Here is an 11,697-nt window from a genome sequence, read left to right on the forward strand (position 1 = left end):
GCGGAAAATCAGACACGCCCCTTACCCCAGTATCTTCTCCAGCGCCAGTATCTTCTCCAGCGGAGGCCTATGGGTAAAAATGCCGGAATCACTATTGGCTCTTACCCCCCTTACAAAGAGATAGATCACTCCACCAAACTGTGTATCGTAATCGAAGTGCCGCAGGCGGCTTTCCAGGTACTTCTTAACAGCCAGGGTATAGATCAGGTATTGTAAATGGTAGTTGTTCTCATTCATCGTTTTGACCAGCGCCGCCGGTGAATACTGGTCCGGATCATTGCCCAGGTAGTTGGACTTCCAATCAAGTATATAATAACGGCCTCCGTGTTCAAAGAACAAGTCGATCTTTCCATTCATCATGCCTTCCAGTTCATTACCCGGCAATCCATGCAGGCTCCTGATCAATATACTGAATTGATCATCGGACAGCGCGTGTAGTGCTTCCGGGGGAAAGGAGGGTACCGGAAAGTCAAATTCAAATTCTGTCATCCGCTTTTGCCAGGCTACATCAGCCAACGTAAAAGGTTCTCCTGCTCCACCAATATTGGTGTACAATACTTGGTGCAACATTTCATGCAGCATCGGTAGGTATACATCCTCCTGTCCGGGAACATACCGGCGGATGGCTTCCTCCAGCCAGCTATTCCACCGGCTGTCATCGCCGAAATGGATGTTCTCAAAAATAAAATGCAGGAAATTACCCGTCTTGGCGCCACGCTGCAACAGGTGAAAGATAAAATTGTCATACGCCTCCGCAAGCGGGAAGGAGCGGGGAGGCGCCTGGTGCTCCGGTTTGGCAGCCAGCATCGTATAACTCATCTTTCGCCAGTTTTCCTCCTGCAAAGAAAACCGTATGGGATGCATCACCGCAGGTGTTCTGGCATCAGCCGCCTGCCGGTAAGGACGGACAGGCGCCGCAGGTCCTTCATTCCTGAACACCATCAGCGGACTATCTGTATTGGGTAGTGCATTTAAAAAGGTGGCCAGCGTAGAAGCTTTGTAATACAGGTTCCTGAAAATATAACAGACATATACCGCGCGGGTGATGGCCACATACAGTAAACGCCTGTTTTCCTGTTCCGCCTGCTGCTGTTGCCAAACCAGTTGTTCTTCCGTTAACCGGCTTCTTTCTATGCCTATATAATCACCGCTGGCGGGGTCACGGAAGCTGACGAATTCCTGCGTTTTATTCTCTGTAAAATCAAGAAAAGGAGCCAGCACAATATTGTATTCCAGCCCCTTGCTCTTGTGAATGGTCACGATCTTCACCGCTTCTTCATCACTCTCCATACGCTGCGTATATTCATCACCCTCGGCCAACATGCCATCAATACCCCGCTGTAACCAGGAAAGCAATTCCGGTATCGAAAGATTCTTACGGCTCTCTGCCTGGTGCACCAACTCCATCAACTGGTATAGGTTGGTGATAATGCGCTCGCCATTCTCCGATTGTAAAGTCAGTAATACCTGCTTCACGTTGAAGTCGGCTACAAAATCCATCAGCGCTGTGTAAATGCCATCCTGCTGCCAGCGGTTCTTATACCGGGTAAACAATTCCAGCACAGCCCCATCATCCAGCAAAAGGATCTGCGCCCTATCAAAGCCTGTAAAAGGTGATAGTAAGGCCCGGTTAATAGAAGAACGGTCGGGGCGGGCAATGGCTTCCATCAGGTACAACAGGTAATTGGCCTCTTCCGATTGCAACACCTTGGAATCGTCAATCGTTACCGAAGGAATACCCAGCCTGGTGAGCGCCGACTTCACTTCACGGCCCTGCTTACCCGTACGCACCAGGATACCGATATCGGAGGGAATGACCTGGCGTTGTTCACCTTTTTTGTTGATCTGGTAGCGGGTATCCTGCAACAGCAAGGCCACCTGTGTGGCAACTGCTTCCAGCAGTAGACTGGTTTTAGGCAGGGAGAAGATAGTAAAGGCAGGGAGGGTTACACCCGCTTGCTGCAAGTCGCCCTTGGTATTCGGTACCGGGCTGTCTACCGGTATATAATGAATGGCATTATCCTGTTGCTCAAAGAAGAATGTGTCGAAGCCATCTTCCGGCAAAAAGAATTGATTCATGCCCGCGATCATCTGTACCGAGGAACGGTAATTGTGGTTCATACCATACAGATGTTTCACCGTATCCCTTGCCTTGAAATAGGTAAATATATCAGCCTTGCGCCAGGCATAGATACTTTGCTTGGGATCGCCAATATAAAAGAGGATCGTATCCGTTCCAAACGCGTGGTCAAAGATCTCAAATTGCTGCCGGTCAGTATCCTGAAACTCATCAATGAATACCGCCTTGTATTTCCGGCGCAATACCGCCGTCAGTTTGCTGCTATTTCTTGCAGTGAGTGCATAGTGCAGGTTATGGATCAGGTCATCATAGCCCAGTACATTATTCCGTTCTTTGAACTGCCCTATACCTTTTCCTGCTTCCTGTATGGCAAGATAGTATAGCTGGTGGTAGATCAACTGAATGGCCGATTCCCTTGCTTCAGCAGCTGCATCATACCGGGCAATGTGCTGCAGCAGGTCAGGGAAAAGCTTCACCACATACCCCGTGCTCTTTTTGCTCCGTACGGCTTCTGCAAAAGCAGTTGGCGAAGAGAGGCTGGGCAACAATCCCTTTTTGGCATAAGCATTACTTTCACAAAGGTTCCTTAACAACCCCTCATTGTCTGTTATATAGCCGTAGAGCGCTTCTTCTGCTGCTGTCACCTGTTCATGCAGCGCCGCCAATTGCTGCTGCCAGGCTTCCTGCTTAGCCCTGGTAATCGTGTAGAGCGTATTATCCTGGAAGCCAGGGTATATTTTGCCACTTAAATGATTTTCCAACACCTCCCTGATATGCTGCTGAAGGTCTTCATGCCAAAGCTGCAGCAGCAGGCCCGCGGGTAAAGTGGTGATGTTCCTGCGCCAGAATTTATTGAGCTCTTCTTCTATGACCGGAGAGAGATCAGGTACCATTTCAGCGCCAAACAGCTGGAAGGTTTCAAAGGCAAATTCATTGAGCGCCTGTTGACAAAAACTATGAATGGTCAATACCGATGTTTCGTCGAGGAACAAGACCGCATCGGTCAGTTGCTGTTTCACCACTGCCGCACCGCGCAGGTCAATAGCCTGTTGTACCAGCTGAGTAATATTGTCGTCTGTAATGGGCGCGCCACCGGCATACTTATGGGCACTGCGGATAAAAAGGCGCACCCGCTCTTCCAACTCTGCCACTGCAGCCTTGGTAAAGGTGACCATCAATATTTCTTTAATGGACAATTTCTTTTCCAACACCAGCCGCAATACCAGGATGGCAATAGAATAGGTTTTACCCGTACCGGCACTGGCTTCAATGAGGTTACTCTCTTCCAGTGGCACGGTAGAGGCATCGAAATCCTGATATTGCTTAGACATACTCATGTGGGCATCCTGTTAATCATAATAGCCGGGAAATATTTCGTCCAATGGAACCAGGATATGGGCGGCTACCGCCTTGTATTGTTCCAATACTACTTCCCTGTCATAAAATCCTTTCTTATACTCAGGCACAATATAAGGGTCGTCACTCATGTCGAGTTTCTTTGCTACCAGCTTGCTGAATTTTTCATAATCCAGTTCCGCTACCTGTCCGGGCTTTATATCAAAGTCCGGATAAAAAGGTGTAAGCGCCGCAAAGCCGGCCTTGTAAATAGCGATCAATGCCGTAAGCCTTTGAATGGCGGCCGCCTTACTGAGTGGAATAGCTGCATAAGCGGCTTCCTTTTTAGCGCCGGAAATAAAATGGGCGCCGGTAAGTTCACCGGCCGCGATGCCGGCCAGGTAACGGATATAGGTTTCTGCCAGGTATTTGGTTTCATGCCGCGACCAGGATACCTGCACCAGCTTTTTATCAAATACATCCTGGATCGTTCCCTTCAATACACTATCGCCAATAGGAACTACCACTGTTACCGATTGTGGTTCCGCCAATTGGGTACAGGCATCATACATAGCACGTACCTGCATGACCACATCTTCCACCTGCTTCACCGCCACCAGGGCCATATTTTTCAAAGGCAGCTTGCCCGTCATCGCCAGTTTACGCCGCATGGTATTGGTATCCCTGGTGGTGAGCAGCCTGTTCTTTAACTCCCATTGTTGCAGTTTGTCAAGGCTGAACAATTCCGTATCACCCAGCAATACTTGTTCATCACCATAATAAATACCCAGCACTTTATTATAATAGACCTTGAACGGGTTTTTGAAAAAACGAACCAGATCGTCCAGCATGATCTCTTCAAAGTTCAACGGGTCTGTTGGTTTGTTGGCTTGAATGACCTTTTTTCCTGTTGCGCCCACCGTGTCCAGGTAGCTGTACAGCCGCTTATTGCCCAGGGCATATTGATGGCTGAAGCTCTGCAGTGGTTGCAGGGTAACCAGCTGCGGTCTTACAGTTTCTGGTGCTTCGGCCCCCGCCTCAATATAATCCAGCAGCTCATCGATAAGGGCCGAAGGAGGCAGCGTGCTATTGTCTTTCGCATTTTGCCCCCGGTAACTGATGTACAGGTATTCCCGGGCCGATTGAACGGTTTCCAGGAACAGGTGTTTATCATTCTCTTTTACATTCCGGTCACCCCTTTGCCGTTGCCTGGTGATGAGGTTAAAACTGGCTGGTTGTTCCCGGCGTGGAAACTTATCGTAATCAAGCCCCATCAACGCTACTACTTTAAAAGGAATGCTTCGCATGGGGATCAGCGAACAGAAAGTGATACCGCCATTGGCAAATAAACCGCTGCGTGTAGTGCCGGAAAGTATTTGCAGGAAATTATGTCCAAACACCTCAAAGGAGATATCCTCCGTCATGTATTCATACAACAGGTTATAATCCGCCAGGTGTTTCATCAGCGTATGATAATCTTCGTCTGTGTCTTCTGCCGGTTCCAACACCAGGTTGTGTAACAGGTACTCCACATATTCCACCCAGCCTGCAATTGCACGCGGGGTTCTTCGCTGCCGTATCGTATCCATCAGTATGTCGGCAAAGTGACAGAAGCGGATGATCTCCAGCGCTTCACTGCCTTCCAGCATATCCAGCGGGTAGAAAGAATCAGCCCCATCGGAATACACCATTTCCCCACTCATGCAAATACCAAACATAATACGCTTGATACCATATTCCCAGCTCACCAGGTGCGTGTCATCTTCCGTTCTTCCCGTGAGGCCAAAGCGGATATTAGCCGCATCTACCACCTGCCGGATGCGTGTCACATCCGTGATGTCAAAACGTTTGCGGATAAGGGAGGAGTCGAGCAATTGCAATACTGCCTCAGCTTTGAAGTTTTCTTCATTCAGTAACAATATCGAGCGAAGCGCCGTAAAGATATTGTCGCTCTCATTATAACTTTCATCGGCAATAACGTACCTTATTTTATAGGGGGCATTGTTAAATACCGCTTTGATATAGGGCGCGTAGCTGTCAATATCACTCACCATCACAACGATGTCGCGCGGCGAAAGCGTTTCTTTTCTTTTATCGACCAGGTATACCAGGTAATTGTACAGCGACTCCACTTCACGCGCTATCGTATAGCAGGCATTGATCTGAATGGAGCCGTCACTGATATCAGCTGCTGTAAACTGGTGACGGCTGGTGGTGGCGGCATTAAAAATATCGTCTTGTATTTTGTGCAGCAGGCTATCCGGAACCGGCGGCACGATCCCGACATCTTCATAGGCATTCAGAAATTCATCATGCTGGAAGAACAAAGCAAATGAATCCTGTATTACACGCCCCCAACTGGTAAGGAGGGTATTGCCAATGATGCTGTCTTCCGCATTTTTATAACCTTTCTGCCGCCATCCCGCCAGTTGTTTTTCGCTGCGGTCCTCAAACCAGTATACCAGCGGCGAGGGATTGATAAAATAGAAATGAACATCAACAATGGCCGACAGCTCAAAAAGGATCTGTACGTGGTATGCCGTGATGATCGACAGGCCAAACAACTGTACACGGGGCAGGCGGGCCTTCAGCTGCGCCTGGGTAGCAGGTTGCTTCAGTTTCTCCAATATCAGCGTGCTCACCATTGTTTTGTCCGGCAATGCATTGCCTGCCTCTTTCTTAGCCCTGGTCCATAGGTACTGCTGCCAGGTATGGTCCGCATCATCCTGGCTGGCCCCTTCATTCCATTGCCTGATGATCTCCGGCCGGTACACCTGGTATTGATCAAAAAGATCGCCCACTTTTTCTGCCAGTGCTATACGTCGCGTATCTGCTTCCTGGCCTGCGTGCTGGAAATAATCAGCGATGGAGGGAAAGCGGCTGCTGAATTCTTTTTCTCCCAGTAGTTTGAATAATAACCAGCTGAGGTTGGTGGCCGATAGCATTTCTGTATATTTTCCTCCCAGCAGGTAATATAGCTGATGCACCAGCTCATTCGGTTTCATAAAACGACAATTGGCCGTAATGCCCAACCGGTGTGCTATTTGCAGCTTCAGCCAGTTGTTCATGCCATCCGTTTGCGTAACGATATAGTGTGGATCAAATACACTGTCACCTGCTTCCTGCAGGTTGTCGGCCAGTCCGGTGGCCAGGCTATCCAGTGAATTGGAAACTTTTAGATACAATGCCATGCTTGCCTCGTAGTGATTAAGAAATAAGCGTTGATGATCCCGGTTGAAAGCGCGCTGCTATACCCGAAGCTCTTTCTACTACCCGTTGGGCAGCTTCCAGTATCGTCTCGCCCGATCCTTGCAGGTATACCCGTTTCCGGGCCCGCGTCACCGCCGTATACAACAGCTCCCGCGTAAGTAAAGGCGAATTGGCTATTGGCGGCAATATCACCAGCACCTCATCAAATTCTGAGCCCTGACTCTTATGAATGGTCATGGCAAACACCGTTTCGGCTTCACTCAGATAACCAGGCATGATCGACCTGAGCGTTCCTGTACTGTCTTCAAACCAGGCCATCAATACGCCTTGTTTATTGGCACGGATAATACCTGTATCTCCATTGAACAGTCCGTGTTCATAATAATTACGCGTCAATATAATAGGACGGTTCTCGTAAAAAGGAACCGTATGCTGAATGAGCTTTTTGCTGTCGAGCCATTTTTCGATCCTGCTGTTGATCGCATACAATCCCTGTTCCCCTTCCCTTACTGCGCAAAGCACACGCAGGGCATTCATCTTTTTAAGGGCCGAAGAGATGTCTTTCTCGGTGATGAAAGCGGCATAGCCTGCTATAAACTTTTCAAACAGGTCATTCGAATACAATGGGTCAATAACCACCTGCTCATCCCTGGAAGGCGGCAGAAATTGTTGTAAGGCCGCAGCATCATTACCGATCACTGCCTTGCTGAAGGAGCCGATGCCCGTATGTCCTGTAAAGCGATGGCTGCGCCGCAATTCTACCAGGTGCTGGAATAAGGGATGCTCATGTTGATGGCTGATATGGCTCTCAGGCAGCCGATAACGGTCATCCTCAATAAACTCATTGATCAGCGCAAGCCTTTCTGCCGAAAATTGATTGAGGATAGGTTGGGCCAGACAGAGATCACCAAATAAGCTGCCCGCTTCTACCGAAGCCAGCTGATCCTTATCGCCCAGCATGATCAGCCGGGTTCCGGGCGCAATAGCATCCAGCAATTTGGCAAACAAAGCCACGTCGATCATCGAACATTCATCTACGATCACTACATCATAACTCAGTGGATTTTGCTGGTTGTGCCGGAAGTAATGTGTACCTGCCACTGGTTTAAGCAAACGGTGAATCGTAGAGGGATGCAATGCCTGGAATTTTTCCAGTATCGGAGCTTCCAGTGGCAACGTTGTCTGCCGCAGACTTTCTGCCATGCGGGCAGCTGCCTTACCCGTGGGTGCTGCCAGGGCCACCTTCAAAGCCGGGTTCGTGGTATATAGTAAGGATAATATTTTGGCTACTGTAGTCGTCTTGCCGGTACCGGGACCGCCTGTAATGATCGTGAAATTGTGGAGGATGCCTGTAATGGCCGCCGCCAATGGCCAGTCGGCCAGGTCTTCAGACGCTCCCGCAGATCCGTTGCCGGGGTTGCTAAACAATCGGCTGATGAATGCTTTGTGTTGCCGCAGCAATGCCAGCCGTTGCGGTAGTTGCGCTTGTTCCTCTGCCAGGAACTGCCGGATACGTTGCAGGAATCCCGTTTCATACCGGAAATACCGTTGCAGGTATAGCCTGTTTTGATACAACACAAAAGGTTGTCGATCGTCCCCGTTTTTGCCCACGAGTGGGAGGGTTTCCAGCGATTGGCTGCCGCCTGGTAGAAGATGGTAATAAGCTGGTAGGTCATCAGCGCTGGCAGTCAACTGATCCAGGTGCAGACAGATATGCCCTTCACTGAGTTTTTTAGATAGGAGATAAGCATAAGGCTTCAATGCCGGTATCCCAAAATATTCGGCAAACTGTTGGTGAACATCATTGAGCGCATGCATGGCCGCAAGTTAGCGCATTACCCGAATAATTAATACTTCGTTCCCATGGTAGCGCCGATGCCTTTATGACTCGTTGCCTTCCGCTCGCGGCTCACAGCTCGTGGCTCGTAGCTTGCCTTTCCCCCTCATTGCCTTTATGCCTTTTTGCCTCGATGCCTTTTCATAATACAGTATCACCACACCCGAACTGAAAGCCTTTGTTCTCAAAAGCTTCAATGGGTAGCGATCCTGCATGTCCCGGAAAAGCGGAATACCATTGCCCAGGGTTACGGGGTGTACCCACAACACGATCTCATCCACCAGGCCCAAATGCATTAAGCGCGATACAATACTCCCGCTGCCCAGTATGATCATATCCATGCCTGGCTGTTCTTTCAGCGCCATCACGGCTTTCCCAATATCTTTTTTCACCAGCCTGGTATTTCTCCATTCCACCGTACGCAGCGATTTGGAGAATACGATCTTGGCGTAGTTATTCATCATATTCGCATAGGAACATTCCTGTCTTCCGTAAGCGGTATTGTTGGCTTCATAAGGCCAGTAACTGGCCATCGCCTGGTAGGTGACCCGCCCCAGCAATATGCTGTCCACCATACACAACTGCTCGAAGGCGAAACTGGCCATTTCTTCATTCCAATGTGGAAAATGCCAGTCAAGCTCTCCGCGGGGGCCGGCCATAAAGCCGTCAAGGGTTACATTTATTGATACAATTATTTTACGCATCTGGCATCTATTGGATGAACAAATGTACTTCCGTACAACGGTGCTGATAGCGTGTGGTTGCGACTAATAGAGGGTTTGTTGCGACATGAAAAGATGACCAGCCCGGGAAAACGCCTGTCTTGTAGCCTGTGTCTCTGCAGGTTGTTGGTTATCAATGCTTTTACGATCCCTGGATCGTACAGTCGGCGCCCGAAAAGGAGACAATTCATTCTAAGCTTATTATTGATTGTACACAAAAATCGTTTGAATGTGTAACCATATTATTATACTTTTGGCTCCACAGAGCTGATAAATTTACTCCCCCTTTCGATGTTTCAAATGGCATTACTAAACTGCCCAGGTCCATGTATTGGCCCAAAACGATCGGTATTGGTAACTGGAACGTTCGGCCCCCAAAAAATAATAAAAAGCGCAGATGAAACACATATCCATCCTGGTGCCTGAAGAGGCTGTCCTGACAAGTATCACCGACCCCCGCATGTTATTTGCCGCGGTCAACGACTTTTTGAAAAGAGCCGGCAAAGAACCCATGTTTAAAGTGGAACTGGTGGGCCTTTCAAAAGAAGTGCAATTGTACCAGGGCTCCTTTACTGTACATACCGATGTACTGTTGCAGGACGTCAAAAAAACTGACCTGATCTTTATTCCGGCTATCGGCGGTGATCTGCAGGTAGCCATCGAAAAGAATAAAGAGTTTTATCCCTGGATCATTCGCCAGAAAGCCCAGGGCGCCGAAGTGGCCAGCCTTTGCATAGGCGCTTTCCTCCTGGCCTCTACCGGTCTGCTCGAAGGAAGAAAATGCTCTACCCACTGGGTCTATGCCAATGAGTTCCGGAATATGTTTCCCGGGATCACCCTCGTAGATGATAAGATCATTACAGAAGAAGAAGGCCTTTATTCCAGTGGAGGCGCCAATTCTTACTGGAACCTCCTGATATACCTGGTCGAGAAAAAAGTAGGGCGTGAAATGGCCATCCTTACCTCTAAGTTCTTTGCCATAGAAATAGACCGGAAAAGCCAGTCCCCTTTTATTATGTTCAATGGACAGAAGCGCCATGAAGATGAACCCATCAAACTGGCCCAGGAATTCATTGAAAAGAATGTGACTGAAAAAATATCCGTAGAAGAACTGGCCGTAAAGTTTGCGATCGGCCGCCGCCATTTTGAAAGACGTTTTAAAAAGGCCACCAACAATACCCCCGTTGAATACATTCAACGAGTAAAGATCGAAGCAGCCAAAAAACACCTGGAAAGCAGCCGGAAAAATGTCAATGAAGTGATGTATGAAGTAGGGTATTCCGATACCAAGGCCTTCCGCACCGTGTTTAAGAAGATCACCGGCCTTTCGCCCATTGACTACAAGAATAAATACAATAAGGAAGCTGTAGTGGCCTAAGCTGGTGTTAATGCTACCAGCATAACCTCTTTCTCTTTGCCTTTGAGTTTAATGGCGCCTAATGAACGGGTGATATAATTCCTCAGTGAATACAATTCCGAGAGCAGGTCCGAGGAGGCGATCACCTCTTCGTTCAGTTCGCCGCATTTGTCCAGTATGCGGGAGGTTGTGTTCAGCACATCCCCCGAATAGGTAATATCCCTTTTGATAATGCCTACCTCGCCGGCGATCACCCTGCCGCAATGCATGCCTGCTTTAAACGAAGGCACCAGCCCATAGCGGTGGAGGTATTTATCCCGTAGCTGTTGGATACGCAGCTTCATATCGAAGAAGCAGCGGATACATTGCAGGTTTTCTTTGCCATCCTCGTAATTCCAGGCGATCACTACCTCATCGCCTACATATTGATAAATATTCCCCTTGTTTTCCAGTATCGGCGCAGTGATGTCTGCAAAAAAGTCTTTCAGCAAAGCATGGTAATTTTCATTGCCCAATTGCTCAGCCATCGTAGTAGAGGCGTTCAGATCCAGGAACATGAATATCCTATTCTCTTCCTTCGGTGTATTGTACCGCCCCATGATGATATTCCAGAAATCGCCCTGGCCAAATTTGCTGTTTACCTGTAACAACAGTTGTGTAACCCCTACAACAAATCCCCAGAATATAGCTGCCTTGATATGCGAACTGTCCTTCAGGAATTTTTGAAAAGCTGCCCAGGATACCGGGTCTGTAAGCGGCCGGCCCGTACGTATCGGCACCAGTATCACACCCATCAGTACAGAAATAAAAGCAACTATGAGCAATAAGGAAATACACACTATGAGGATCGTATATCCATAAGGCTTGTCCTGGTATCTTACATTCACATAAAACACCAGCAGGCTCCCACCGATCAATGCACCAATCAATCCGGCACCCACATTCCGTACTGCTGAGACCGTAAAAGAATATTTATCCGAAAGTCCGAGGGTGTTATCCGTAAGCAATACCAGCAGGTCATACACAGTCATCAGCAGCCCCATCAGCATCCAGGCTACAATGATCACCGCCAGTTGTTTAAATTTTAGTTGAGTTCCCCTGTTCACAACCTTTTCTGTTTAGATAGTGAAGTTACAGCCTATAGCACAAATAGATC

At 48.5% G+C, this 11,697-nt stretch carries 6 protein-coding genes; 1 reads left to right on the forward strand and 5 read right to left on the reverse strand.

All coding sequences use genetic code 11. The features are described 5' to 3' along the window. Nucleotides 1-21: 21 nt before the first annotated feature. The 4 genes from D3H65_RS28020 to D3H65_RS28035 form a co-directional block, all read right to left on the reverse strand. Nucleotides 22-3,417, reverse strand: coding sequence for a UvrD-helicase domain-containing protein (locus D3H65_RS28020; protein ID WP_119053467.1), 3,396 nt, complete (start codon nucleotides 3,415-3,417; stop codon nucleotides 22-24). 12 nt (nucleotides 3,418-3,429) lie between these two features. Beyond that, on the reverse strand, nucleotides 3,430-6,606 hold the full coding sequence (recC, locus tag D3H65_RS28025; RefSeq protein ID WP_119053468.1) for an exodeoxyribonuclease V subunit gamma: 3,177 nt from the start codon (nucleotides 6,604-6,606) through the stop codon (nucleotides 3,430-3,432). A gap of 16 nt (nucleotides 6,607-6,622) precedes the next feature. After that, a complete protein-coding gene (gene recD / locus D3H65_RS28030; protein ID WP_119053469.1) occupies nucleotides 6,623-8,443 on the reverse strand; it encodes an exodeoxyribonuclease V subunit alpha in 1,821 nt (606 codons plus the stop codon). 63 nt (nucleotides 8,444-8,506) lie between these two features. Continuing rightward, complete coding sequence (locus D3H65_RS28035) at nucleotides 8,507-9,166, reverse strand: dihydrofolate reductase family protein (protein ID WP_119053470.1); 660 nt, start codon at nucleotides 9,164-9,166, stop codon at nucleotides 8,507-8,509. A gap of 415 nt (nucleotides 9,167-9,581) precedes the next feature. On the opposite strand from D3H65_RS28035, the gene D3H65_RS28040 reads away from it, so the two are divergent. After that, the gene (locus D3H65_RS28040; RefSeq protein WP_119053471.1) at nucleotides 9,582-10,562 is read left to right on the forward strand and encodes a GlxA family transcriptional regulator; all 981 of its coding nucleotides are present in this window, start codon (nucleotides 9,582-9,584) and stop codon (nucleotides 10,560-10,562) included. Here the strand turns inward: D3H65_RS28040 and D3H65_RS28045 are convergent. Further along, nucleotides 10,559-11,647, reverse strand: a complete 1,089-nt coding sequence (locus D3H65_RS28045; RefSeq protein WP_119053472.1) for an adenylate/guanylate cyclase domain-containing protein — start codon at nucleotides 11,645-11,647, stop codon at nucleotides 10,559-10,561. The genes D3H65_RS28040 and D3H65_RS28045 overlap by 4 nt on opposite strands. Nucleotides 11,648-11,697 lie beyond the last annotated feature (50 nt).

Origin of the sequence: Paraflavitalea soli (assembly GCF_003555545.1) — a bacterium.
Taxonomy (GTDB): Bacteria; Bacteroidota; Bacteroidia; order Chitinophagales; family Chitinophagaceae; genus Paraflavitalea; species Paraflavitalea soli.

What these genes read in the sequence shown, in the direction of transcription:
- D3H65_RS28020 (WP_119053467.1), bottom strand. Translation starts at nt 3,417, where the DNA reads ATGAGTATGTCTAAGCAATATCAGGATTTCGATGCCTCTACCGTGCCA.
- recC (WP_119053468.1), bottom strand. Translation starts at nt 6,606, where the DNA reads ATGGCATTGTATCTAAAAGTTTCCAATTCACTGGATAGCCTGGCCACC.
- recD (WP_119053469.1), bottom strand. Translation starts at nt 8,443, where the DNA reads ATGCATGCGCTCAATGATGTTCACCAACAGTTTGCCGAATATTTTGGG.
- D3H65_RS28035 (WP_119053470.1), bottom strand. Translation starts at nt 9,166, where the DNA reads ATGCGTAAAATAATTGTATCAATAAATGTAACCCTTGACGGCTTTATG.
- D3H65_RS28040 (WP_119053471.1), top strand. Translation starts at nt 9,582, where the DNA reads ATGAAACACATATCCATCCTGGTGCCTGAAGAGGCTGTCCTGACAAGT.